The sequence below is a fragment of the Citrobacter sp. 50677481 genome (genome assembly GCF_001463265.1).
GTDB classification, from domain to species: Bacteria; Pseudomonadota; Gammaproteobacteria; order Enterobacterales; family Enterobacteriaceae; genus Citrobacter_A; species Citrobacter_A sedlakii.
Genome location: NZ_LNHZ01000075.1, coordinates 104,154 through 129,546, shown reverse-complemented (window position 1 = coordinate 129,546; position 25,393 = coordinate 104,154). Strand labels below are relative to the sequence as shown.

27 protein-coding genes and 1 pseudogene are annotated in these 25,393 nt (G+C 54.2%); 16 read left to right on the top strand and 12 right to left on the bottom strand.

Annotated features, from left to right (window positions below; genetic code table 11):
- Positions 1-179: 179 nt before the first annotated feature.
- The 7 genes and pseudogenes from fabI to APU02_RS27165 all read right to left on the bottom strand — a co-directional run.
- A complete protein-coding gene (gene fabI, locus APU02_RS22365; protein ID WP_042283398.1) occupies positions 180-968 on the bottom strand; it encodes an enoyl-ACP reductase FabI in 789 nt (262 codons plus the stop codon).
- A gap of 123 nt (positions 969-1,091) precedes the next feature.
- Positions 1,092-1,898, bottom strand: a complete 807-nt coding sequence (sapF, locus tag APU02_RS22360) for a peptide ABC transporter ATP-binding protein SapF (protein ID WP_042283394.1) — start codon at positions 1,896-1,898, stop codon at positions 1,092-1,094.
- A 1-nt stretch (position 1,899) separates the two neighbouring features.
- Positions 1,900-2,892 carry a peptide ABC transporter ATP-binding protein SapD gene (sapD, locus tag APU02_RS22355; protein WP_060571283.1) on the bottom strand — a complete coding sequence of 331 codons (993 nt, stop codon included), beginning with the start codon at positions 2,890-2,892 and terminating at the stop codon, positions 1,900-1,902.
- Positions 2,892-3,782, bottom strand: a complete 891-nt coding sequence (gene sapC, locus APU02_RS22350) for a peptide ABC transporter permease SapC (RefSeq protein WP_060571282.1) — start codon at positions 3,780-3,782, stop codon at positions 2,892-2,894. Before sapC ends, sapD begins: the two co-directional genes overlap by 1 nt.
- Entirely contained in the window at positions 3,769-4,734 is a 966-nt protein-coding gene (gene sapB / locus APU02_RS22345; RefSeq protein ID WP_042283384.1) for a peptide ABC transporter permease SapB, read from the bottom strand. The genes sapC and sapB overlap by 14 nt, the downstream gene beginning before the upstream one ends.
- Positions 4,731-6,374 carry an ABC transporter substrate-binding protein SapA gene (gene sapA, locus APU02_RS22340; protein WP_060571281.1) on the bottom strand — a complete coding sequence of 548 codons (1,644 nt, stop codon included), beginning with the start codon at positions 6,372-6,374 and terminating at the stop codon, positions 4,731-4,733. Before sapA ends, sapB begins: the two co-directional genes overlap by 4 nt.
- A 59-nt stretch (positions 6,375-6,433) precedes the next feature.
- A pseudogene (locus tag APU02_RS27165) lies at positions 6,434-6,673 on the bottom strand (site-specific integrase); the annotation flags it as partial.
- Here APU02_RS27165 and APU02_RS27160 point away from each other — a divergent pair.
- Positions 6,601-6,855, top strand: coding sequence for a hypothetical protein (locus tag APU02_RS27160; protein WP_343285983.1), 255 nt, complete (start codon positions 6,601-6,603; stop codon positions 6,853-6,855). The pseudogene APU02_RS27165 and the gene APU02_RS27160 overlap by 73 nt on opposite strands.
- A gap of 46 nt (positions 6,856-6,901) precedes the next feature.
- On the opposite strand, the gene APU02_RS22330 is transcribed toward APU02_RS27160, so the two are convergent.
- The 4 genes from APU02_RS22330 to pspF all read right to left on the bottom strand — a co-directional run bounded on the left by APU02_RS22330 (position 6,902) and on the right by pspF (position 9,593).
- A complete protein-coding gene (locus APU02_RS22330) occupies positions 6,902-7,339 on the bottom strand; it encodes a hypothetical protein (RefSeq protein WP_060571279.1) in 438 nt (145 codons plus the stop codon).
- Positions 7,336-7,692 (bottom strand): tlde1 domain-containing protein, encoded by a 357-nt coding sequence (locus APU02_RS22325; protein WP_060571278.1) that lies wholly within the window; start codon positions 7,690-7,692, stop codon positions 7,336-7,338. The genes APU02_RS22330 and APU02_RS22325 overlap by 4 nt, the downstream gene beginning before the upstream one ends.
- A gap of 10 nt (positions 7,693-7,702) precedes the next feature.
- Positions 7,703-8,194, bottom strand: coding sequence for a type VI secretion system tube protein TssD (tssD, locus tag APU02_RS22320; RefSeq protein ID WP_060571277.1), 492 nt, complete (start codon positions 8,192-8,194; stop codon positions 7,703-7,705).
- Positions 8,195-8,615: 421 nt separating this feature from the next.
- On the bottom strand, positions 8,616-9,593 hold the full coding sequence (gene pspF, locus APU02_RS22315; protein WP_060571276.1) for a phage shock protein operon transcriptional activator: 978 nt from the start codon (positions 9,591-9,593) through the stop codon (positions 8,616-8,618).
- A gap of 167 nt (positions 9,594-9,760) precedes the next feature.
- Here pspF and pspA point away from each other — a divergent pair, with 167 nt between their 5' ends.
- From pspA to APU02_RS22240, 15 genes are all read left to right on the top strand, one after another.
- A complete protein-coding gene (gene pspA / locus APU02_RS22310; RefSeq protein WP_060571275.1) occupies positions 9,761-10,429 on the top strand; it encodes a phage shock protein PspA in 669 nt (222 codons plus the stop codon).
- A gap of 54 nt (positions 10,430-10,483) precedes the next feature.
- Positions 10,484-10,708: an envelope stress response membrane protein PspB gene (gene pspB, locus APU02_RS22305; protein WP_042283359.1), complete on the top strand. Its 225-nt coding sequence runs from the start codon at positions 10,484-10,486 to the stop codon at positions 10,706-10,708.
- A complete protein-coding gene (gene pspC / locus APU02_RS22300) occupies positions 10,708-11,067 on the top strand; it encodes an envelope stress response membrane protein PspC (RefSeq protein ID WP_060571274.1) in 360 nt (119 codons plus the stop codon). The genes pspB and pspC overlap by 1 nt, the downstream gene beginning before the upstream one ends.
- 20 nt (positions 11,068-11,087) lie before the next feature.
- Positions 11,088-11,312 carry a phage shock protein PspD gene (gene pspD, locus APU02_RS22295; protein ID WP_042283355.1) on the top strand — a complete coding sequence of 75 codons (225 nt, stop codon included), beginning with the start codon at positions 11,088-11,090 and terminating at the stop codon, positions 11,310-11,312.
- Positions 11,313-11,509: 197 nt separating this feature from the next.
- Positions 11,510-13,192 carry a sugar phosphorylase gene (locus APU02_RS22290; RefSeq protein WP_192841991.1) on the top strand — a complete coding sequence of 561 codons (1,683 nt, stop codon included), beginning with the start codon at positions 11,510-11,512 and terminating at the stop codon, positions 13,190-13,192.
- A gap of 12 nt (positions 13,193-13,204) precedes the next feature.
- On the top strand, positions 13,205-14,497 hold the full coding sequence (locus APU02_RS22285; RefSeq protein WP_060571272.1) for an ABC transporter substrate-binding protein: 1,293 nt from the start codon (positions 13,205-13,207) through the stop codon (positions 14,495-14,497).
- A gap of 20 nt (positions 14,498-14,517) precedes the next feature.
- Positions 14,518-15,399: a sugar ABC transporter permease gene (locus tag APU02_RS22280; RefSeq protein WP_042283345.1), complete on the top strand. Its 882-nt coding sequence runs from the start codon at positions 14,518-14,520 to the stop codon at positions 15,397-15,399.
- Entirely contained in the window at positions 15,386-16,228 is an 843-nt protein-coding gene (locus APU02_RS22275; protein WP_042283344.1) for a carbohydrate ABC transporter permease, read from the top strand. The genes APU02_RS22280 and APU02_RS22275 overlap by 14 nt, the downstream gene beginning before the upstream one ends.
- Before the next feature lie 30 nt (positions 16,229-16,258).
- The gene (locus APU02_RS22270) at positions 16,259-17,311 is read left to right on the top strand and encodes a zinc-binding alcohol dehydrogenase (protein ID WP_060571271.1); all 1,053 of its coding nucleotides are present in this window, start codon (positions 16,259-16,261) and stop codon (positions 17,309-17,311) included.
- Positions 17,312-17,328: 17 nt separating this feature from the next.
- Entirely contained in the window at positions 17,329-18,117 is a 789-nt protein-coding gene (locus APU02_RS22265) for a sugar phosphate isomerase/epimerase family protein (RefSeq protein WP_042283336.1), read from the top strand.
- Between the two features lie 9 nt (positions 18,118-18,126).
- A complete protein-coding gene (locus tag APU02_RS22260) occupies positions 18,127-19,182 on the top strand; it encodes a Gfo/Idh/MocA family oxidoreductase (protein ID WP_060571270.1) in 1,056 nt (351 codons plus the stop codon).
- Positions 19,179-21,455, top strand: coding sequence for a glycoside hydrolase family 65 protein (locus tag APU02_RS22255; protein WP_131729055.1), 2,277 nt, complete (start codon positions 19,179-19,181; stop codon positions 21,453-21,455). The genes APU02_RS22260 and APU02_RS22255 overlap by 4 nt, the downstream gene beginning before the upstream one ends.
- Positions 21,452-22,114 (top strand): beta-phosphoglucomutase, encoded by a 663-nt coding sequence (pgmB, locus tag APU02_RS22250; RefSeq protein WP_060571269.1) that lies wholly within the window; start codon positions 21,452-21,454, stop codon positions 22,112-22,114. The genes APU02_RS22255 and pgmB overlap by 4 nt, the downstream gene beginning before the upstream one ends.
- Positions 22,115-22,124: 10 nt before the next feature.
- Positions 22,125-23,204: an ABC transporter ATP-binding protein gene (locus tag APU02_RS22245; protein WP_060571268.1), complete on the top strand. Its 1,080-nt coding sequence runs from the start codon at positions 22,125-22,127 to the stop codon at positions 23,202-23,204.
- A 77-nt stretch (positions 23,205-23,281) separates the two neighbouring features.
- Entirely contained in the window at positions 23,282-24,187 is a 906-nt protein-coding gene (locus APU02_RS22240; RefSeq protein ID WP_042283326.1) for an OmpG family monomeric porin, read from the top strand.
- A gap of 86 nt (positions 24,188-24,273) precedes the next feature.
- Here the strand turns inward: APU02_RS22240 and APU02_RS22235 are convergent, their stop codons facing one another.
- Positions 24,274-25,284: a LacI family DNA-binding transcriptional regulator gene (locus APU02_RS22235; RefSeq protein ID WP_060571267.1), complete on the bottom strand. Its 1,011-nt coding sequence runs from the start codon at positions 25,282-25,284 to the stop codon at positions 24,274-24,276.
- Positions 25,285-25,393 lie beyond the last annotated feature (109 nt).

Below are 25,393 nucleotides of genomic sequence, written 5' to 3'. Positions count from 1 at the left end.
ATGTGGCGACCCGGACACGTCGTGGCTATCTCACGCCGGATCGTTTTTGCTGCTTTATCCTGGCGTAAGCGGGGGAAGGGGAAAAAGATTGTTACGTGATAACAAAGATCAAAAAGGTATATTGCCGGGCAGAACGTGTTCATGGGCGGCAGAACGCCGCCCACAGAAAGGCTGAAAGCTTATTTCAGTTCCAGTTCGTTCATCGCGGCAATGCTGAAACCGCCGTCAACGTGAACGACTTCACCGGAGATACCACCGGACAGGTCGGAGCACAGGAATGCGGCGGAGTTACCGACATCTTCAATGGTGACGGTACGACGAATCGGGGTAACCGCTTCGCAATGCGCCAGCATTTTACGGAAGTCTTTAATGCCGGAAGCCGCCAGTGTACGGATCGGACCCGCAGAGATGGCGTTTACGCGCACGCCTTCCGGACCCATTGCATTCGCCATGTAACGCACGTTGGCTTCCAGAGAGGCTTTCGCCAGGCCCATCACGTTGTAGTTCGGGATCGCACGCTCTGCGCCAAGGTAGGAAAGGGTCAGCAGGGCAGAACCCGGATTCAGCATAGCGCGGCACGCTTTCGCCATCGCCACGAAGCTGTAGGAGCTGATGTCATGGGCGATTTTGAAGCCTTCACGGGTTACCGCATTGACATAGTCGCCGTCCAACTGGTCGCCCGGAGCGAAACCGATGGAATGAACAAAACCGTCAAATTTCGGCCATGCTTTACCCAGTTCAGCGAACATGGCATTGATGCTTTCATCTTCCGCCACATCGCACTGCAGGACGATGTTCGAACCCAGTTGTGCGGCAAATTCTTCCACGCGGCCTTTCAGTTTGTCGTTCTGGTAGGTGAACGCCAGCTCAGCGCCTTCGCGATGCATCGCCTGAGCGATACCGTAGGCGATGGACAATTTGCTGGCAAGACCGGTGACCAGAATACGCTTACCGGAAAGAAAACCCATAGCTTAAATCCTTATGTTATTGTTGTGGCGCCCAGCCGCGTAAAGGGACGGGGCGTCGTTAAAACGCGGCGATTCTAACACGAGACGCCGGGAGAGTTAATCCGACCACTGCATGAAGCCGTTTTAGCGGTCTTTTCGCCACGCATCCGCGGTGAGCGCTTCGCCAAAATGACCGGCAATCAGTCGCTTTGTCAGGTCGTGGAGCGGTGAAGCCAGCACATCAGCGGTACTGCCGCGCTCCACCACTTCTCCCTGATGCATCACTAAAACCTGGTCGCTGATGTGCTTCATCATGCCAAGATGCTGGGTGACGTAAATATAAGAGATACCCTGTTTCTCCTGCAATTCCAGCATCAGGTTTATTAACTGCGAGCGCATCGACATATCGAGCGACGCCAGCGCCTCATCGGCAATGATCACTTTCGGGCGTAATATCAGCGCGCGCGCCAGTCCCAGACGCTGCTTTTGCCCTGGCGCCAGCATGTGCGGGTAATAACTGACGTGATCGGGCAGCAGACCGACCATGCGCATGGTTTCAATGATCTGTTTACGCCGCTGCTCCGCCTCCAGATTCGTATTCAGACGCAGTGGGAAATCGAGAATTTGCGAAATCCGCTGACGCGGGTTAAGCGACGTTGACGGATCCTGGAAAATCATGCGGATGCGCTGGCTGCGAAACGAATAATCGCCGAATTTCAGCGGGTGATCGTCGATCAGCAGTTCGCCGCCGCTCGGCTCGACCATTCCCGCCAGCATTTTCGCCAGCGTCGACTTACCGGAACCGTTCTCGCCGATAATCGCCAGCGTCTGGCGTTCACGCAGGGTAAAACTGAGTGGCTTTACCGCTTCTACCGTCTGGCGACGAAACCAGCCGGTGCGGTAGCGAAAGGTTTTACTCAGGTTGCGCACTTCGAGCAGGGTCTCAACCATGTCACTCTCTCTCCATGTTCAGCGGGAAATGACAAGCGTAGAGATGGTTTTTCGCTCCGGTCAGACGCGGTGTTTCAATACATTCTCGCTGCGCATACGGGCAGCGCGGCCCCAGACGGCAGCCTATCGGTAATTGTTCCAGCAACGGAATCGCCCCGGGCATGGTGTTCAAACGACTTTTATGCGGCATCGCGCTGCCAAAGTCAGGAATGGCGCGGATCAGCGCCTGGGTGTAAGGATGATGGGGAATAGTCACCAGTTCTTTACTTGGCGCCGTTTCCACCGTCTGCCCACAGTACAGCACGTTAATTCTGTCTGCCCACTGGCTGAGCATCTGCAGGTCATGGCTGATCAGCAAAATGGTGGTATTGCTGTTCTGGTTCAGACGCGTCAGCAGACGGAAAATTTGCGCCTGGGTGGTCGGCTCCATCGCGTTTGTCGGTTCGTCGGCAATCAGCAGGCGCGGCTGGTTAGCCAGCGCGATGGCAATCATGACCTTCTGACACTCGCCGTCGGTCAGCTCATACGGGAAGCTGCGCATGGCGTCTTTATGATCTTTGATCCCAACGCGGTGCAGCAGTTCAATGGCGCGACGCTTGCGCCAGCCGACACGTTGCCACCAGCGGCCTTTATAGGTCCAGGCCGGAATATTTTGCATCAACTGCCGACCGACGCGTTCTGACGGATCCAGACACGACTGCGGTTCCTGAAAGATCATCGAGACGTTATGTCCCACCAGCTTGCGCCGTTCGCGCGGAGAGAGGCGCAGCAGGTCGATATCGTCGAAGCGCATACGATCAGCGGTCACGCGCCAGTTATCTTTGGCGACGCCGCAGATCGCTTTGGCGATCAGGCTCTTACCGGAGCCAGATTCACCCACCAGACCGCGGATCTCGCCTTCACTTAAGGTCATGCTCACGCGGTCGACGGCTTTTACCCATTCATCTCCGGTTTTGAATTCAATGGTCAGGTTGCGGATATCCAGTAACGGCATTATTCGACCCCCGCAATAATCGCCCGGCGTACGCCGTCACCAAGCAGGTTGACCAACAGAACGCTAATCATGATCGCCGCGCCGGGCAGCATGACTGTCCACGGCGCAACGTAAATCAGCTCCAGCGCATCGCCAAGCATCGCGCCCCATTCAGGAGAGGGGAGTTGCGCGCCAAGGTCGAGAAAACCGAGCGCGGCAATATCCAGAATCGCCATCGACAACGCGCGGGTGATTTCCGTCACCAACCCGGCGGTGATATTAGGCAGTACGGCAAACCAGAGAATGTTCAGCGTGGATGCGCCATCGAGGCGGGCGGCAATAACGTACTCTTTTTCCAGTTCGTCGTGCACCATGCTGTAAACCGAACGTACCATTCTGGGCAGCAACGCCAGCCAGACGGCAAACATGGCGTGAACCAGATGCGGTCCTGCAAACGCCACGACGATAATGGCCAGCAGCAGTGACGGAATCGACAACAGCGTATCAAGAATATGGTTCAGCACGGCGGAGCGCAGGCCGTGGGTCGCCCCCGCAATCACCCCCAGCAGCAGGCCGCAAAGCGTCGCCGCCACGGTGACGATAAACGCGCCGCCCACTGTCGGCGCCGCGCCGCTTAACAGGCGACTTAGCACGTCCCGCCCTAAGTCGTCGGTGCCGAGGAAGAACGACACCTCGCCGTAGCGGGACCAGGACGGCGGCAACAGCTGATAGCCGAGGAATTGCTGGTCGATACCATACGGCGCAAACCAACCGCCAAAGACGCACAGCAGCGCCAGACCCGCACAACCGTACAGGCCAACCATCGCCGTGGTATCGCCATAAAATTTCCGCCACGCGGTGCGCAGCGTACCTGGCGGGCGCTTTTCGCTATAAACGCTATCGTAAGGCATACCATTCCTTATGTTTCAGAGGGTTAGCCATAGCACCCAAAATATCAGAAATCACGTTGACGATAATGACCAGCGATCCTATCACCATTACTCCTGCGGAGATCGCCGCGTAGTCCTGCTGGCGTATCGCATTAATCAGCCAGCGCCCCAGCCCCGGCCAGCTAAAGACCATCTCGGTAATCATTGCCAGCGTCAGCATGGTGGAAAACTGGAGGCCAAGGCGAGGAATCACCGGCGGCAGCGCGTTGTGCAATACATGACGGCGCAAGATCGTGAAGCGGGAAAGACCGCGCGTGGCGGCGGCTTTGACGTAGTTCTGGTCGAATACCTCGATGGTGCTGATGCGCATTAAGCGGATCACTTCCGTGGTTGGCGCGACCGCCAGGGTTAACACCGGCAGCACCATATGGCGCAGCGCGCTCATGATCATCTCGTCGCGCCAGGGCGAATCAGAAATCCAGGCGTCGACAATCGCCAGCCCGGTAACGGGCTTCACTTCGTATAGCAGATCAAAACGACCAGATACCGGCAGCCAGCCGAGGGTCAGCGAAAAGAACAGCGTCAGCAACAGCGCCAGCCAGAAGACGGGAATGGAAAAGCCGAGCAGGGCGAGTGCGCTAATCAGTCGATCCTGCCATTTATTGCGCGTGATGCCCGCCAGCATCCCTACCGGGATCCCCACCATCAGCGCGAAGCCAAACGCCAGCGTACACAGCTCCATCGTGGCGGGAAACACCTCTTTAAGCTGTTCAGAGATCAGCTGTCCGTTAATGCTCGATACGCCAAAATCCCAGTGAAGAAGACCGCTGAACCAGAAGACCCACGCATTCCACAACGACGCGCCCTGAAGCGGCGCGTGTGGAGTAAAGTAGCTCAGGCTGAAGCCGATAAAGGTCAGGAAAAAAAGCGTGACCATCAGCAACAGGATGCGGCGTAAGGTGAAAATAATCATGGTTTACTCACCTCAACGGTTTTTTCGCGCGAAACGCCCGCGAACGAGGCGTTGCCAAACGGACTCAGCACCAGCCCTTTAATATCGTAACGGTAGGCCTGCAGACGCAACGAAGAGGCCAGCGGCAGAATCGGCAGCTCTTTGGCGAGAATTGTTTGCGCCTCATCGTAGGCGTCAATGCGGGCGGAAAGCTGTTGCGATGACAGGGCCTTACGCAGTACCCGGTCAAACGTCGGATCACACCAGTGGGCGAAATTGGTTTGCGACTGGATTGCCGCACAGCTTAACAGCGGACGGAAAAAACTGTCCGGGTCGTTACTGTCGGTCGCCCAGCCGGACAATGTCAGATCATGATTCATGTCCATCAACCGCGCCTCCTGGAAACGCCCTTCAACCGGCACAATCACCACTTTCACGCCGACCTGCGCCATATCCGCCTGAATCAGTTCGGCGGTTTTCAGCGGGCTGGGGTTCCATGCCTGAGAGCTGGTCGGCACCCACAGATGCAGGGTGAGGTTTTCCAGCCCCAGCGCTTTCAACTGCTCGCGAGATTTCGCTGGATTGTATTCGGTAATTTTAGCCTCGTTGTCATAGGCCCACGAGGCGCGCGGCAAAATAGAAGCCGCCGTTTCCGCTGTGCCGTAATAAATTGACTGCATCAGACGTTGGTTATTGATCGACAACGCCAGCGCATGGCGGACCGCAGGGTTATTCAGCGGCGGTTTATCGGTATTAAACGCCAGATAGGCGATATTCATTCCCGGACGCAGGGTCAGGCGTAGACGGGGGTCATCGCGCAGAATTGTCAGTTGACTGGCGGCGGGCCAGGCCAACACATCACATTCGCCGGTGAGCAGCTTCGACAGGCGGCCAGTACCGCCGGACCCTAAATCCACGACCACTTGTGGCATCAACGGTTTGCCGCGCCAGAAACTGTCGTGCCGTTGCAGACGAATGAACTGGCCGGCGCGGTATTCCGACAGCTGAAACGGCCCGGTGCCGACTGGCTGCCTGTCGAGCAACTCCTGACGATCCTGCTTCGTTAACTGCGCCGCATATTCCGCGGACATTACCGACGCATAGTGGGTAGCGAGGTGCCATAAAAACGAGGCGTCCGGCTGCGCCAGGCGAAACTCCACGGTATTACCGTCGATTTTGCGGACGCTCTGGACGTTATCCGCAAACTGCAGACTGTCGAAATAAGGGAAGTTGCCGCCGTTGACGTTATGCCATGGATGCTGGCGATCAAAAATGCGCTGGAAGGTAAACACCACGTCATCGGCGTTCAGCTTACGGGTTGGCGTAAACCAGGCTGTTTTCTGAAAATGGACGTCGCGGCGCAGATGAAAACGGTAGGTTGCGCCGTTATCCAGCACCTCCCAACGTTCCGCCAGCTCCGGCACCAGGCGATAGGTATAAGGATCGACGTCCAGCAGTCGGTCATATAACTGCGCGGCAAGCGTGTCGACGATCAGTCCACTGCTCGCTTTTTGGGGGTTGAAGGTGTTGACCTGCCCACTGACACAATAAACGAAGCCGCTGTCGCGGATATCTTCATGCGAAGGCGCTTCAGGCGCAGCAGCAGCCTGACCACGCAGGAGTCCAGCCATCACGATCAGAGACGATATAACCAGGCGCATAATTTTTAAGGGATTATATATAAAGTATCTATCTTACTAATATTTAATAACATTTGCTATTACCGTTTGTATTTTGGGGCATCATGGGGCAGACGTGTTGGCAATCGCGCGTTCAGCATCGCGACCTGATCAGCATTCATACCGGCTATCCATTTTGACTATACCTCATAAACCATCTTAGCATTCTCATGCCCCATATGACTCGCAATAAACGATAAGTTGGCTTTTGCAGACAGCAACCAACACGCGTAAGTATGCCGAGATTGATATGGCGGATGCCGCCGAATACCTGAACGCCTGGTTATGTCAAAATGGCGGATCGTTCGGGTTGAGAGAGACACCCAAACGCACCATACAGGAACTTTCTATTGAAACCTTTGCTCTGCAATGCGCGGTTAACGCAGAAACTGCCTGCGAAAGCCAGATTGCGGAACGTTCGGCCCTCATGTCTGAAATAGCCTTGCGGGTCGGCAAAGGGTAAACATAAACGCGGAATTGACAGTAAAGCCCGGCCTGCCGGGCGATAATTATCTCCGCTGTCGCGCCTGATCACCTTTCCATTCTTCAAACGATGCCTCCAGTATCCAGAGGCACTGTGCACCTTCGAAAGTCCTGAGTAGCGCACTACGCGTTCGCATATAAAAAACGTCAATTTCTTCAACGGTTCTTTCAGTTGGTACGGTGCAGACAAGATTGCTGCCAATCATGTGCGGCCAGTCATGTGCATCGATTTTTTGCAATGCCCGTAACGCGCCAGGTGTGTTTGATGTGAGCGCGCTTGCAAGGGCATCCTCCAGTTCCTGCGCCTGCTTGACATTTGCCGTCGCTGCGAGTGATGCAATCTGCTCCAGACTTGCCGGATCCCCGCTGGCAACACCACTTACGATTTTATCCCAATCGGTCCCTTTCGACAGCGCCGGAAATGAAAGACAGGCCGACAGTAGCAGAACAAGCCGCAGTCTCATCGCACCACCTCTATACTTCCCCCGTCACGCAGAATATTTCGACGCGTTGAGAGCGACATAATAATGCAGCCCTCAGAGGCGAATCCTGCCGGACCGTGCTTGCGTTCGCCATGTATTCTGAATTCCGAACGCCCGAAACTTTCACCCGACGTTTGTTCAAGAATAATAGTGACCGGGCCTTTTGAATTAGAATGCCCCGTGATTTTATATGTCCCGCGAGGGAGTGGACCCAACCCCTTAACATGCTGACGATCCGGATTGTTTTTGTTTGTCAGCGCACCGGAATAGCCAGTCTCGATCAACTTCCCATCCTTGTACATTTTCCCCGTGCTTTGCTCATATTTCCAACCCATATTTTTGCTCCTATGCGGTTTTCCTGTCATTCCAGCTATCCGAGTGAATAATATTTCCGTCAGCAAAGCGCCAGGTGATTTTCTCGTATAGCAATTCGACGAGTTCAATGTGATTATGTCTCTCATAATCAGGGCTTTTGACATCGAGCATCATCGGACAAACGCTCACAATCGTTACTCCCTCCATCAGGACTGAAAAATACTCGACCTCCTGTCCGGCATCGTTAATTTTATATAATTTAACCTCAGCGGATTTTAGCCGCTGACCTGTGGTAACGGCCTTGTAAAGATACAGGCTGGAAGAGTCTATTTCTTTATCAAAAGAAAACGGGGAATGAGCGCGCAAACCGGTCGCCTTACCAGTGTATTTATCTGTAGGCTGCAAAACACCATGATTAAAGCCGATGATTTCGATACTTCCGTCACGATCCCTTACGTCTACCGAACCCTTAATATCCTCACCGCCATCGTCTTTCAGCCAGAGATAGGCTGGTATCGCCATTCTTAAAACTCCATTTCTACTGTTAAAAATAGTAATAAACACGTTATTATTCGAACGTGCAGCACACTAAATGCTATAGCTTTGACGTATAGCTTTTTGATATTCATATAAAAAATGTAAAACTTGAAATATATAAACCCTGGCGGATTGTTGTGCAAAATTGAGAGTTTCGAAGGGTGGATTGTGTGGGGGGGAAACGCGATTGGGGCAGGAAAAGGGGCACTAAAATGACTCGCATTGTCTTCGTGTTAATTATTATAACTCTATTTTTAATAATGAAATGTTGATTTCTAAGGAGCGTTAAAAAAATAATTTGTAAGGTTTTTAGATTCGATTTGCAACGTGTATCGCACTTCGGCCCGTCAGGTAAAAATGGCTGTAGGTAAATGACGCAAAACTGCGCAAATTCGCCGTGAAAACGCTAAATCTGATGCTTTTTAAGCAACGCACGCAGCTGGTGGTAGGTCAGACCGAGCAGTTCAGCCGCCCGTTTCTGATTAAATTTCGCCTGCTGCAGGCTCAGTTGCAGCAGGTTTTTTTCCTGCTGTTGCTGATATTCGCGCAAATCCAGGGGCAGGGAGGGGACCGACGCGGGAGCGTCAGTCTGTGACGGGAGGCGGTTTTCCTCACGTTTGAACGGATCGAGAACGATCTCATCGAGTGGCGCGTCGCTGGTGCCATGACGGTATACAGAACGTTCAACGACGTTTTTTAATTCACGGATGTTGCCGGGCCAGGCGTAGGTCATCAGCGTTTCTCTGGCGCGGTCGGTGAAACCGGGGAATAACGGCAGGCGTATTTCACGGCACATCTGAATGGCAAAATGTTCCGCCATCAGCATGATATCGGCCTGCCGTTCGCGCAGAGGCGGCAATTGCACAACATCAAACGCCAGGCGATCCAGCAGGTCTGCGCGGAATGTGCCTTCTTTCACCATCGCCGGTAGGTCGGCGTTGGTCGCACAGACCAGCCGCACGTTCACCTGTAATGGCTGGCTGCCGCCGACCCGCTCCAGTTCACCGTATTCAATGACGCGGAGCAGCTTTTCCTGCACCAGCATCGGCGCGGTGGCTAGCTCATCGAGAAATAATGTCCCGCCATCGGCGCGTTCAAAGCGACCGGGATGCCGTTTTTGCGCACCGGTAAATGCGCCAGCTTCGTGACCGAACAGTTCACTGTCGAGCAAGTTTTCATTAAGCGCGGCGCAATTGAGAGAAATAAACGGCCCCTGCCAACGGGAAGAGAGATAATGCAGGCGGTTAGCGATAAGCTCTTTTCCGGTGCCGCGTTCACCGATGATCAGGACCGGTTTATCCAGTGGCGCCAGACGTGAAACCTGTTCGAGGACCTCGAGAAAACTGTTGGCCTCGCCTAAAAGATTGTCTTTGTATTCTGCCATGATGAATTTCGCCACTTGTTGGTGTATTTCACCACTTTACGCTGTTTTTGTGCCGAGGTAAAACTGTACGTTACGTTATATTTCAGTGAGTTAAAAAATTGGCACGAGGATTGTATTACACATTCAGCAGGGCATCGCCCGACATCAAAAAATATGAGGACTGAATTATGGGTATTTTTTCTCGTTTTGCCGACATCGTGAACGCCAACATCAACGCGCTGCTTGAAAAAGCGGAAGATCCGCAGAAGCTGGTTCGCCTGATGATTCAGGAGATGGAAGACACACTGGTTGAAGTTCGTTCCAATTCCGCTCGCGCGCTGGCAGAAAAGAAACAGCTATCCCGCCGTATTGAGCAGGCCACCGCGCAGCAGACCGAGTGGCAGGAAAAAGCGGAGCTGGCGCTGCGTAAAGATAAAGACGACCTGGCGCGTGCCGCGCTGATCGAAAAACAGAAGTTGACCGATCTGATCGTGACGCTCGAACAGGAAGTGGCGCTGGTGGAAGATACGCTGACGCGCATGAAGAAAGAGATTGGCGAGCTGGAAAATAAACTCAGCGAAACCCGCGCCCGCCAGCAGGCGTTGATGTTACGCCATCAGGCGGCCAGTTCTTCCCGCGATGTGCGCCGCCAGCTCGACAGCGGCAAGATCGATGAAGCAATGGCGCGCTTTGAATCTTTTGAACGTCGCATCGATCAAATGGAAGCTGAAGCGGAAAGCCACAGCTTTGGGAAGAAACCGACGCTGGACCAGCAGTTTGCTGACCTGAAAGCCGATGATGAGATCAGCGAGCAACTGGCGCAACTGAAAGCCAAAATGCAGCAAGACAAGCAATAGTAATACCTGGCGGCGCCCGAACGCGCCGCCGCTCATCACCTGTAAGGAGTACACATGAGCGCGCTATTTCTGGCCATTCCGCTAACCATTTTCGTGCTGTTTGTGCTGCCGATTTGGTTATGGCTGCATTACAGCAACCGTTCCGGTCGCGGCGAACTCTCGCAGAGCGAGCAACAGCGTTTAGTCCAACTTACCGACGACGCCAGGCGAATGCGTGAACGTATTCAGGCGCTGGAAGCGATTCTTGACGCGGAACATCCGAACTGGAGGGAACGTTAATGGGAGGCATTAACCTGAACAAAAAATTATGGCGCATCCCCCAACAAGGGATGGTACGCGGCGTGTGCGCTGGCATCGCGCAATACCTCGACGTGCCGGTGAAGCTGGTGCGCATTCTGGTGGTGCTGTCGATCTTTTTTGGTCTGGCATTCTTTACCCTGGTTGCCTACATCGTGCTGTCTTTTGTGCTTGATCCGATGCCGGACAACCTGGCCGCAGGCGAAAACCAGCCTACCAGCGGAGAACTGCTGGATGCGGTTGATAAAGAGCTGGCGGCGGGGGAGAAGCGCCTGCGTGAGATGGAGCGCTATGTCACCTCGGATACGTTTACGTTACGTAGCCGTTTCCGTCAGCTGTAATGAATTCAGTGAGGGCTAAGATGAATAATCGCTGGCAACGCGCCGGGCAAAAGGTGAAACCCGGTATGAAAATAGCAGGTAAGCTGGTACTTCTGACGGCGCTGCGTTACGGTCCGGCAGGTGTGGCGGGCTGGGCAGTGAAGTCCGTCGCCCGTCGTCCGCTGAAAATGTTGCTGGCGCTCGCGCTTGAACCCTTATTAAGCCGGATGGCTGCAAAAATATCAAAACGTTATTCCAAAAATTAATCCTGTCGATTACGGGCCGCCCGGTCCGTAACAAATAAATCACAATTTAAAAATTAATTTGCGGCAGCTCACAAATACGATTTTTGGGCTGCCAAAATGGTTTTTTTTCGCCGCGAAAACCCCGTGTCCTGCATTGACAGCTAATTTTACCGGGAGTAGTCTCTTGCGTCATGGGACCGCTACCACGGGAAAATCAAGTGAAGCACAAAATTCAGGAATGCCTCAGTTTTGTCTATGAAGATTCATGGACGCATCGTCATGATGAAATGCTCAACGCGCGAATAGAAAACGCGCGAAAGGTTATTACGAAAAAGCGTAAACCACACTGGGATGAAAGCGATGTGGTGTTGATTACTTACGCCGACCAATTTCACAGTGAAAAAGAAAAACCACTGCCTACATTTAATCGGTTCTATTCCCGGTGGTTGGCGTCAATATTCTCCCATGTCCATCTGCTGCCCTTTTATCCCTGGTCTTCTGACGATGGTTTCTCGGTCATCGATTATTATAAGGTCGCCGAAGAAACAGGGGACTGGCAGGATATCGCGGCGTTAAATAAATCCTGTCAATTGATGTTTGATTTTGTCTGTAATCATATGTCGGCGAAAAGCGAATGGTTCGCACATTATTTACAGCAGACGCCGGGATTTGAACAATTCTTTATTGAAATGGATCCGCAGACCGATCTGAGCGCGGTCACGCGTCCGCGCGCATTACCGCTGCTGACGCCGTTTACTCTGAAAGATAATAGCGTGCGTCATTTATGGACCACCTTCAGCGAAGATCAGATCGACCTCAACTATGCCAATCCGGATGTATTGCTGGCGATGGTCGACGTGCTGCTGACTTACCTTGAACACGGGGCTGATTATGTGCGTCTCGACGCAGTAGGCTTTATGTGGAAAACGCCGGGCACAAGCTGCATTCATCTGGAAAAGACCCACCGGTTGATAAAGCTGTTTCGCGCTATCGCCGATGACGTCGCGCCTGGCACGGCAATTATCACGGAAACCAACGTTCCGCATAAAGACAACATTTCCTATCTGGGCAACGGGCTGGACGAAGCCCACATGGTCTATCAGTTTTCGCTGCCGCCGCTGGTTCTGCACGCCGTGCACCGCCAGGACACGCGCGCGCTCAGTCAGTGGGCGCAGTCGCTGACGCTGCCGTCACAGCAGACTACCTGGTTTAACTTCCTTGCCTCTCACGATGGCATTGGTCTGAATCCGCTACGCGGATTGCTGCCGGAAGACGATATTTTAGCGTTAGTCGCCGACCTGCAAAAACAAGGGGCGTTGGTTAACTGGAAGAATAACCCGGACGGTACGCGCAGCCCGTATGAAATCAATGTCACCTACATGGATGCGTTAAGTTCGCGCGACAGCAGCGATTCACAACGTCTGGCGAAATTTATGCTGGCTCATGCGTTGTTATTGACCTTTCCGGGTGTGCCGGCCATCTATATTCAAAGTATTCTCGGCTCACGTAATGATTACGAAGGCGTGGAAAAATTAGGTTATAACCGGGCGATTAACCGAAAGAAATATCAGCGAGAAGCGATTGAAAATGAATTAATGGCAGAGGGTTCGCTGCGTCATCAGGTATATCAATCTTTATCGCGGCTGGTGAAGATTCGCCGAAATAATCACGCCTTCCATCCGGAAAGTGATTTTACCATTTGCAGTATTACGCCTGCGGTAATGAAAATCGTTCGCGCGGCGAATACCGACGAAAAAATCACGGCTTTATTTAACTTCAGTGATTGCATTCAGACCGTTGACGCGGGGGTAAACTCCGGCATCGATTTAATGACGGAAACCCTGGTTTCCGGCGAAACATTAACGCTGCAACCCTGGCAGGTTATGTGGATTAAAAAATAAAAGGAACATCTGATGCTTAAAACAAAAATTGTGCTGTTATCAGCACTGGTTTCCTGCGCCCTGATTTCAGGCTGTAAGGATGATAAACCCGACCATGTGACGATTGAATTTATGCACTCGTCTGTCGAACAGGAGCGTCAGGCCGTTATTACTACGCTTATTGAACGGTTTGAAAAAGCGAATCCTGAGATCACCGTGAAGCAGGTTCCGGTGGAAGAAGACGCCTATAACACTAAGGTCATTACGCTTGCGAGAAGCGGGTCACTGCCGGAAGTGATCGAAACCAGCCATGACTACGCGAAAGTGATGGACAAAGAACAGCTCATTGACCGGGAAGCGGTGACGAATGTCATCCAGACCGTGGGCGAAAATGCTTTTTATGACGGGGTGCTACGGATTGTCCGCACCGAAGACGGCAGCGCGTGGACCGGGGTGCCGGTGAGCGCCTGGATCGGCGGCATCTGGTATCGCAAAGACGTGCTGGCTAACGCCGGACTCAACGAACCGAAAAACTGGCAGGATCTGCTGAATGTCGCCCAGACCCTGAACGATCCGGCGCATAAGAAATATGGCATCGCGTTGCCCACCGCGGAAAGCGTGCTGACCGAGCAGTCTTTCTCCCAGTTCGCGCTCTCAAATAAAGCGAATGTGTTTAACGCTGAGGGACACATCACGCTCAACACGCCGGAGATGACCCGCGCGCTGAGCTATTACCGCGATCTGGCAGCCAATACCATGCCAGGCTCCAACGACATCATGGAGGTGAAAGACGCTTTCATGAACGGCACCGCGCCAATGGCGATGTATTCGACGTATATTCTGCCAGCCATCATGAAGGAGGGCGATCCGCAGAACATCGGGTTTGTGGTGCCAACCGAAGAGACGTCGGCGGTTTACGGCATGTTGACTTCGCTGACCATTACCAGCGGCCAGAAAGAAGAAGAAACCGAAGCGGCCGAGAAATTTGTCGCGTTCATGGAACAAGCCGACAACATCGCCGACTGGGTGATGATGTCGCCGGGCGCGGCGCTGCCGGTGAACAAAGCGGTGGTGGGCACCAAAACCTGGCAGGACAACGGCGTCATCAAAGCGCTGGGCGAGCTGCCGGGGCAACTGATTGCGGAACTGCCGAACATTCAGGTGTTTGGCGCGGTAGGGGACAAAAACTTTACCCGTATGGGCGATGTGACGGGATCCGGTGTCGTCAGTTCGATGGTGCATAACGTGACAGTCGGCAAAGCTGATCTGTCCTCAACGCTTCAGGAAAGCCAGAAAAAACTGGATACCCTGATTGAGCAGCGTTAATGGCTAAGAGGAACGCAGTTATGACCCGATTATTTTCAGGTCGATCCGATATGCCTTTTGCGCTGCTGCTCCTGGCGCCCAGCCTGTTGCTGCTGGGCGGCCTGGTGGCCTGGCCGATGATATCGAACATCGAAATCAGCTTTTTGCGCTTGCCGCTAAACCCGCGCATCGACGCCACCTTTGTGGGGTTGAGCAACTACATTCGCATCCTTTCCGATCCCGGATTCTGGCATTCGCTGTGGATGACGGTGTGGTACACCGCGCTGGTGGTGGCAGGCAGTACCGTGCTCGGGCTGGGCGTGGCGATGTTCTTCAACCGTGAATTCCGCCTGCGCAAGACGGCGCGTTCACTGGTGATCCTCTCCTACGTGACGCCGTCGATTTCGCTGGTGTTCGCCTGGAAGTACATGTTCAACAACGGCTACGGCATTGTGAACTATCTCGGCGTGGATCTGCTGCATCTCTACGATCAGGCGCCGCTGTGGTTCGACAATCCCGGCAGCAGTTTCGTGCTGGTGGTGTTGTTCGCCATCTGGCGCTACTTCCCGTATGCGTTTATCTCGTTTCTGGCGATTTTGCAGACCATTGATAAGTCACTGTACGAAGCGGCGGAAATGGACGGCGCCAATGCCTGGCAACGTTTTCGCATTGTCACGCTGCCAGCGATTATGCCCGTACTGGCGACGGTGATTACGCTGCGCACCATCTGGATGTTCTACATGTTCGCCGACGTGTATCTGTTGACCACCAAGGTCGATATTCTCGGGGTCTATCTCTACAAAACGGCCTTTGCCTTTAATGACTTAGGGAAAGCGGCAGCGATCTCGGTGGTGCTTTTCATCATTATCTTCGCCGTCATTTTGCTGACCAGAAAACGGGTGAACCTCAATGGCAACAAATAAACGCAAACTCGGACGTGTCGTTTTTTACTGCGGCCTGATCGTCTTTCTTATTATCACGCTGTTTCCTTTTTTCGTGATGCTGATGACGTCGTTCAAAAGCGCGAAAGAGGCGATTTCGCTGCATCCGACGCTGTTGCCGCAGCAGTGGACGCTGGAACACTATGTCGACATTTTTAACCCGCTGATTTTTCCTTTTGTCGATTACTTCCGCAACAGCCTGGTGGTGTCGGTGGTGTCGTCGGTCGTGGCCGTGTTTCTGGGGACGCTGGGCGCGTATGCGCTCTCCCGCCTGCGCTTTAAAGGGCGGATGACCATCAACGCCAGCTTTTACACAGTGTACATGTTCTCCGGCATTTTGCTGGTGGTGCCGCTGTTCAAGATCATCACCGCGCTCGGGATTTACGACACCGAAATGGCGTTGATCGTCACAATGGTGACCCAGACCCTGCCGACCGCCGTGTTCATGCTGAAAAGCTACTTCGACACCATTCCGGATGAGATCGAAGAGGCGGCGATGATGGATGGGTTGAACCGTCTGCAAATTATTTTCCGTATTACCGTTCCGCTGGCGATGTCGGGGCTGGTGTCGGTCTTTGTCTACTGCTTCATGGTGGCGTGGAACGACTATCTGTTCGCCTCCATTTTCCTCTCCAGCGCCAGCAACTTCACGTTGCCGGTGGGACTGAACACCCTGTTCAGCACGCCAGATTACATCTGGGGACGCATGATGGCGGCGTCGCTGGTGACGGCACTGCCTGTCGTCATTATGTATGCGCTTTCCGAACGTTTTATTAAGAGTGGTTTGACCGCTGGTGGCGTGAAGGGCTAAGGCGGCCAGTTTTTAATCAAGGAGTTGTAGATGAAAAAGTTAGTCGCAACAGCGCCGCGCGTGGCGGCCCTGGTGGAATATGAAGACCGGGCTATTGAGGCTCATGAGGTGCGGATCCGCGTGCGCTTTGGCGCGCCGAAGCACGGTACGGAAGTGGTCGACTTTCGCGCCGCCAGCCCGTTTATTGACGAAGATTTCAACGGTGAGTGGCAGATGTTTATGCCGCGTCCGGAAGGCGCGCCGCGAGGTATCGAATTTGGCAAGTTCCAGCTTGGCAATATGATCGTTGGCGACATTATCGAATGCGGTAGCAACGTCACCGACTATGCGGTGGGCGACAGCGTCTGCGGCTACGGTCCGTTGTCCGAAACGGTCATCATCAATGCAGTGAATAATTACAAGCTGCGCAAAATGCCGGCAGGTCGTTCGTGGAAAAACGCCGTGTGTTACGACCCGGCGCAGTTTGCGATGAGCGGCGTGCGCGATGCGAACGTGCGCGTGGGCGACTTCGTGGTGATCGTCGGGCTCGGCGCCATTGGTCAGATCGCGGTGCAACTGGCGAAAAAAGCGGGCGCGTCCGTGGTGATTGGCGTTGACCCGATCGCCCATCGTTGTGATATCGCCCGTCGTCATGGCGCCGATTTCTGCCTTAACCCAATCGGCACCGACGTGGGGATGGAGATCAAAAAGCTGACCGGTAAGCAGGGCGCTGATGTGATCATCGAAACCAGCGGTTATGCTGACGCGTTGCAGTCCGCGCTGCGCGGACTGGCCTACGGTGGCACTATCTCCTACGTCGCTTTCGCGAAACCATTCGCCGAAGGGTTCAACCTCGGTCGCGAAGCGCACTTCAACAACGCCAAAATCGTCTTCTCGCGCGCCTGTAGCGAACCGAATCCGGACTATCCGCGCTGGAGCCGTAAACGTATCGAAGAAACCTGCTGGGAACTGCTGATGAATGGGTATCTGAACTGCGAAGACCTGATCGACCCGGTGGTGACGTTCGCAGACAGCCCGGAAAGCTATATGCAGTACGTCGACAGACATCCGGAAAAGAGCATCAAAATGGGCGTGACGTTTTAAGGGACAGGACGACAAAAATGAAAATTGGAACGCAGAATCAGGCATTTTTTCCGGAAAACATTCTGGAGAAGTTTCGATATATCAAAGAGATGGGCTTCGACGGCTTCGAAATCGACGGCAAACTGCTGGTCAATAACCTCGACGAAGTCAAAGCGGCAATCAAAGAAACCGGCCTGCCGGTGACCACGGCCTGCGGCGGCTACGACGGCTGGATTGGCGACTTTATTGAAGAGCGTCGTCTGAACGGTCTTAAGCAGATTGAGCGCATTCTGGAAGCGCTGGCTGAAGTCGGCGGGCAAGGGATCATCGTCCCGGCAGCGTGGGGAATGTTCACCTTCCGTCTGCCGCCGATGACCTCGCCGCGCAGCCTGGAAGGCGACCGCAAAATGGTCAGCGATTCACTGCGTTATCTCGACAAAGTGGCAGAACGCACCGGGACGGTCGTTTATCTGGAGCCGCTTAACCGCTATCAGGATCACATGATCAACACGCTGGCGGATGCACGTCGTTACATCGTGGAGAATGACCTGAAGCACGTGCAGATCATCGGTGATTTCTACCACATGAATATTGAAGAAGACGATATGGCGAAGGCGCTGCACGATAACCGCGACCTGCTGGGGCACGTGCATATTGCTGACAACCACCGCTATCAACCGGGGACCGGCACGCTGAATTTCAAAATGCTGTTCGACCAACTGCGCGCGGATCAGTATCAGGGCTATGTGGTGTACGAAGGGCGCGTCCGGGCGGATAACCTGCCGGAAGCCTACCGTCAGTCTTTGGCCTGGTTGCGTACCTGCTAAGAGGTTTCCGTGAAAAGTGCAATGACAAGCTCCCCGCTGCGTGTGGCCATTATTGGCGCAGGACAGGTAGCGGATAAGGTTCATGCTTCGTACTACTGCACCCGCGAGGATCTGGAACTGGTGGCTGTCTGTGACAGCCGCCTGTCTCAGGCACAATCGCTGGCAGAAAAATACGGTCATGCGCAGGTCTGGGACGATCCGCAGCGCATGCTGCAAAGCGTAAAGCCGGATATCGTGAGTATCTGTTCGCCAAACCGTTTTCACTATGAACATACCATGATGGCGCTGGAAGCCGGGTGCCACGTGATGTGCGAAAAACCCCCGGCCATGACCCCGGAACAGGCGCTGGAAATGTGCAATACCGCGCGCCGGATGGGAAAAGTACTGGCGTATGATTTCCATCACCGTTTTGCTCTCGACACGCAACTGTTACGCGAGCAGGTGACGGCAGGCGTGCTCGGCGAAATTTATGTCACCAATGCCAGAGCGCTGCGCCGCTGCGGCGTGCCCGGCTGGGGCGTCTTTACGAATAAAGCGCTCCAGGGCGGCGGCCCGTTGATCGACCTTGGCGTACATATGCTGGATGCGGCAATGTACGTTCTGGGATTCCCGCTGGTGAAACGCGTTACCGCGCACAGCTTTCAGAAGATCGGCACCCGGAAAAATTACGGCCAGTTCGGTGAATGGGATCCCACAACCTATACCGTGGAAGATTCGCTGTTCGGCACCATTGAATTTCATAACGGCAGTATTCTGCGCCTCGAAACCTCTTTTGCACTGAATATTCCTGAACAATCAATAATGAATGTGAATTTTTGCGGCGATAAAGCAGGCGCAACGCTGTTCCCGGCGCAGGTCTACACCGATCACAACGGCGAACTGGCTATTCTGACGCAGCGGGAGCGCGCCGATGATCAACGCCATTATCGCAGTATGGAAGCTTTCGTGAACCACGTTCAGGGTGAACCGGTCACCATCGCCGATGCCGAGCAGGGCTTTGTGATCCAACAGCTGGTCGCGGCGCTGTATGAATCTGCCGAAACAGGGATGTGCGTTGAATTATGAGTAAACCAGTGATGTTATCCGATCCGGGTTTTTGCCCGCACAGCCTGAATAAATACGCCTCGCTGATGGCGACAGGCAACGGTTATCTGGGGATCCGCGCCAGCCACGAAGAAGGCTACACGCAGCAGACGCGCGGGATGTATCTTGCCGGACTTTATCACCGGGCCGGCAAGGGGGAAATCAATGAACTGGTGAACCTGCCGGATGTGATTGGCGTCGATATTCAGCTGAACGGGGACATTTTCTCCCTGCTTAGCGGCACGATTGAAAGCTGGCGGCGCGAACTGGATGTTAGCTGTGGCGAGCTGACGCGCACACTGGTCTGGCGCGCGCCCGGCGGCGCGCGTTTCGCCATCGAGAGCCGCCGCTTCGCTTCCGTGACGCAACTGCCGCTGGTGGCGATGCGACTGTCCATCACGCCGCTGGACGCGGCGGCGACGGTATCTGTGTCCACCGGCATCGACGCCACTCAGACCAACCATGGCCGCCAGCATCTGGATGAAACGCAGGTGCGGGTGTTTGGCCAGCATCTTCTGCAAGGCATTTATTCCACCCAGGATGGCCGCAGCGATATTTCTGTCTCGACCTGGTGTCGCGTGCAGGGCGAGGTGCAGTCCTGTTTTACGGCGAAAGAGCGTCGCCTGTTGCAGCATAACACCGCGCAGGTCGCCCAGGGCGAACGGTTGACGCTGGAAAAGTTCACCTGGATTGAGTGGACCAGCAGTCGCAATCTGTCACTGGATACCTGGGCCCGCCAGGGACGACGCGCGCTGGAAAATTGCGCGCTGCAGGGTTATGAGGCCTTACTGACGGAGTCCGCCGCCAACTGGGGTGACTGGTGGCAGCGCTGTCGGGTCGAGGTCGCCAGCCATGACAATGCGGATCAGCGGGCGCTGGATTTTGCGCTCTATCATCTGCGAAGCATGACGCCAGCCCATGACGAGCGCAGCAGCATCGGTGCGAAAGGCATGACCGGCGAAGGCTACAAAGGCCATGTGTTCTGGGATACCGAAGTCTTTTTACTGCCGTTCCACCTGTTTACCGAGCCGGAAGTGGCGCGCAATCTTCTGCGCTACCGCTGGCACAACCTGCCGGGCGCCCGTGAAAAAGCGCGGCGCAATGGCTGGCATGGCGCGCTGTTTCCCTGGGAGAGCGCCCGCAGCGGCGAAGAAGAGACACCAGAATACGCGGCCATTAACATCCGGACCGGGCTGCGTCAGAAGGTGGCTTCCGCGCTGGCGGAACATCACCTGGTCGCTGATATCGCATGGGCGGTGGTCGCTTACTGGCAGGCAACGGGCGATGACCAGTTTATGGCACGCGAAGGGCTGACGCTGCTCCAGGAAACAGCGCGGTTCTGGATGAGTCGTGCGACAGACGTCAACGGACGGCTGGAAATTCATGACGTGATTGGCCCCGATGAATATACCGAGCACGTCAACAACAACGCGTTCACCAACTACATGGCGCATTACAACGTCGCCCAGGCGCTGCGTTTTTCCCGCCGCTTTGGCTGCACGGATGAGGCGTTTCTTCATCGCGCCGCGCATTTTCTCGCGCACCTTTGGCTGCCGGAGGCAGGGGAGGACGGAGTACTGCCGCAGGATGACACCTTCCTGAGTAAGCCGGTCATCGATCTCACGACATATAAGGCGAAAGCGGGCAAGCAGACTATTCTGCTCGATTACTCGCGGGCGGAAGTCAACGAGATGCTGATCCTCAAGCAGGCCGATGTCGTGATGTTGACCTACATGCTGCCTGAGCGGTTTTCGACCGATGTCTGCCTGCGCAACCTGAACTTCTATGAACCGCGAACGATTCACGATTCCTCATTGAGCAAATCGATTCACGGTATTGTGTCCGCGCGCTGTGGCGATGCCGAACAAGGTTACCGTTTCTGGCGAGAAGGGACGCTAATCGATCTTGGTGACGATCCGCACAGCTGCGATGACGGCATTCATGCGGCGGCAACGGGAGCGATCTGGCTTGGTGCGATCCAGGGCTTCGCCGGATTAAGCGTACGCGAAGGCGAGTTGCACCTTAACCCTGCGTTACCAGACGCCTGGCGGCAACTGACCTTCCCACTTCGGTGGCAGGGAAGCGAACTGCGCATTTCGCTGTCGAGACAGGAAGCGCGTATCAGTAGCACTCGTCCGGTGACCCTATGGCTGAACGGGACGGCGCTGACCGTTAACGGTGAGCAGACCTGTTCGCTCGCTGACTTTATTTTGCCCACCAATGGGACCGCTACCACACAAAAGGAGGGTGAATGAAACTACAGGCAATAGTGTTCGATCTCGATGGGGTGATCACCGACACCGCGCATCTGCATTTCCTTGCCTGGCAACAGGTCGCCGCAGACGTCGGGATCGCGATCGACGAGGAATTTAACGACACCCTGAAAGGGATAAGCCGGGGGGAGTCATTGCTGCGTATTTTACGTCACGGCGGGAAAGAGGGGGAATTCAGCGAGCAGGCGCGCGAGGCGCTGGCGGCACGTAAGAATGCGCTTTACGTTCACTCTCTGCGCGATTTAACCGCCGATTCCATCCTGCCGGGGATCCGTGAACTGCTCGGCGAACTGCGCGCGCGACAGATAGCAATTGGCCTGGCGTCAGTCTCCCTGAACGCCCCCACCATTCTCAGGGCGCTGGAAATTGAACACTTTTTTGATTATTGCGCCGATGCCGGAAAAGTAGCCCGTTCCAAACCGGACCCGGCGATTTTCCTCGCCGCGTGTCAGGGGTTGGGCATACCGCCGCAGGCCTGTATCGGAATCGAAGACGCACAGGCTGGAATCGATGCGATCAATGCCAGCGGCATGCGCTCGGTAGGCATTGGCTCGGGCTTGACGGGCGCAGGTTTGCTGCTTCCGGCGACAGACTCTCTGACGTGGCCGTGCTTATCGGCTTTCTGGCAACACGACAAGTAAAGGAATCACTATGGCACAGCTCTCGTTGCAACATATTCAGAAGATTTACGACAACCAGGTTCACGTAGTGAAAGATTTTAACCTGGAGATCGAAGACAAAGAGTTCATCGTTTTTGTCGGTCCGTCAGGCTGTGGTAAATCCACCACGCTGCGCATGATTGCCGGACTGGAAGAGATCAGCGCTGGCGATCTGCTGATCGACGGCAAACGGATGAACGATGTTCCGGCAAAATCGCGCAATATCGCGATGGTCTTTCAGAACTACGCGCTGTATCCGCACATGTCCGTGTACGACAACATGGCGTTTGGGCTGAAAATGCAGAAGATTGACCCGACTATTATTGATGAACGCGTCAACTGGGCGGCGCAGATCCTTGGCTTGCGGGACTATCTGAAGCGCAAACCGGGCGCGTTATCCGGCGGTCAGCGTCAGCGCGTAGCGTTAGGACGCGCTATTGTGCGTGAAGCCGGGGTGTTCCTGATGGATGAGCCCTTATCGAACCTCGATGCCAAACTGCGTGTGCAGATGCGCGCGGAAATCAGCAAGCTGCACCAGAAGCTGAACACCACCATGATCTACGTGACGCACGACCAGACGGAAGCGATGACCATGGCGACGCGTATCGTCATTATGAAAGACGGGATAGTACAGCAGGTGGGCGCGCCGAAAACGGTCTATAACCACCCGGCAAATATGTTTGTCGCGGGATTTATTGGCTCACCGGCAATGAATTTTATTCGCGGCGCGATCGACGGCAATCAGTTTGTAACCGAAACCCTGAAATTAACCATTCCGGAAGACAAATTACAGGGGCTGAGCGCAAAAGGCTACGAACATAAAGCGGTGGTGATGGGTATTCGTCCTGAGGATATTCATCCCGAGTCGCAACAGGAAAATAGCGTGGCGGCAAAAATAAGCGTCGCAGAACTGACCGGCGCGGAATTTATGCTGTACACCACCATTGGGGGGCACGAGTTGGTGGTCCGTGCCGGAGCGGTTAATGATTATCACGCAGGAGACAATATCACCATTCATTTTGATATGGCGAAATGCCATTTCTTTGACGCAGAAACTGAATTCGCTATTTAACGAGAAAACTTGCCGGGAGAACCTGTTCTCCTGGCTTTAGCTCATTTTATTTATCTGTATTTATACAAGGAATAATAATGAAAACCTTACTGTCCTCTACTGCGCTGCTGATGTGCGCAGGAATGGCCTGCGCGCAGGCTGCAGAAAATAATGACTGGCATTTTAATGTCGGCGCCATGTATGAAATCGAAAACGTCGAAGGCCAGGGTGAAGATATGGATGGGCTGGCTGAACCCTCCGTCTATTTCAACGCCGCCAACGGGCCGTGGAAAATCTCGCTGGCGTATTATCAGGAAGGGCCGGTTGATTACAGCGCGGGTAAGCGCGGCACCTGGTTTGACCGCCCGGAACTGGAAGTGCGTTATCAGTTTCTGGAAAGCGACGACGTCAATTTTGGTCTGACCGGCGGTTTCCGTAATTACGGCTATCACTACGTTAATGAACCGGGTAAAGACACTGCGAATATGCAGCGCTGGAAAGTGTCGCCGGACTGGGATATTAAGATTAGCGATAACGTGCGCTTTGGCGGCTGGTTGTCCCTGTATCAGTTCGTTAATGATTTATCGACAACCGGTTATTCCGACAGCCGCGTCGAAACGGAGACGGGTTTTACATGGAATATTAACGAAACGTTCTCCCTGGTGACCAATTATTACCTTGAGCGCGGTTTCAATATCGACAAGTCGCGGAACAACGGTGAATTCTCGACGCAGGAAATTCGCGCCTATCTACCGGTGGCATTAGGCAACACCACGCTGACGCCATACACCCGTATTGGTCTTGATCGCTGGAGCAACTGGGACTGGCAGGACGACATCGAACGCGAAGGTCATGATTTCAACCGTCTCGGTATGCTGTACGCCTATGATTTCCAGAATGGATTATCCATGACGCTGGAATATGCGTTTGAATGGCAGGATCACGATGAAGGCGAGCGGGATCATTTCCACTACGCCGGTGTTGGCGTGAATTACGCTTTCTAATTGTCAACGCACGGCCGGATGGCGGCGCAGCGCTGACAGGCGTTATGGATAACGCACTCACTCACGGGGCAGAATACGCCCCGTTTTTACGCCAGCGATCCCGCAAGAGCGATTTGGGTCGCGACGGTGATATGTTGCAGACCCTTTTTGCCGCGAATTAATTTAAACAGCAAGGCGCAACTCTCTTCCCCAAGTTCCTGCGTTGGCACATCAATACCGCCCGGCGGCGGCGTCAGAATAAACGACAGCATTTCATTACTGTAGCCCACCACGGCGAGCTGCTGCGGAATGGCAATATTCAATTCCGCTGCCGCACGATAAAGGCTCATTAATTTCAGGCTGTCCGTGGCGAAGACGGCATCCGGTAATGTGCTCTGGCTCAGCAAGGCTCTGGCGGCGCATAGCGCGGATTCATGGGTGTAACCGCCGTCGATAATCCACTCATCGCGGATCGTCAACTGGTGTGCCTGAAGGCTGGACTTATAGCCATTCACCCGGTCAACGGAAACGTGATAATCCAGCGGCGCGTGCAGGCAGGCGATAAGCCGGTGGCCGCTGTTGATCAACGCATCGGTTAGCGCAATGCTGTCGCGGTAATTATCGGTATCGACAGAATAGACATGATCGTACTGACCCTCCACTTTGCCAATAACCACCACCGGAATATCGTATTTATCCAGCCGCGCGAAAAAGGACTCATCCGCAGGCGAGCTGAGCATAATAATGCCCTTGATCATTTTCTGCTTAATTTTGCTCTCACATTTTTGCAGGTCGTCTTCACTGCTGCGTGACGTCTGCAAAATCACGTCGAAACCTTCTTCTTCGGCCTTGGCGGTAATGGCATGCAGCACTTCAGAGAAGAACGGATTTCCGGCGGTGGTTTTGGTGGAGCGGGTGGAAATGACCATAATGGCGTCAAAGCCAGAGGAGGTCAGGGCGCGGGCCAGTTTGTTGGGCTGATACTGTAATTCGTCGATGGCGCGCAGGACTTTTTCCCGTGCTTCGGGCGATATATTGGTTTGCTTATTAAGTACTCGGGAAACCGTCGACTTCGACACACCCGCAACGCGGGCAATATCATAAATAGTGGGCGACATAATTCAGGAACTCCATCAGAGAGTTAATGCCACCCATCTTATGGAGTTAGCCAGTCGTTGACAACATAACGTGTTGGATAATCAACAACCTGACCTGAAACAGGAAGGT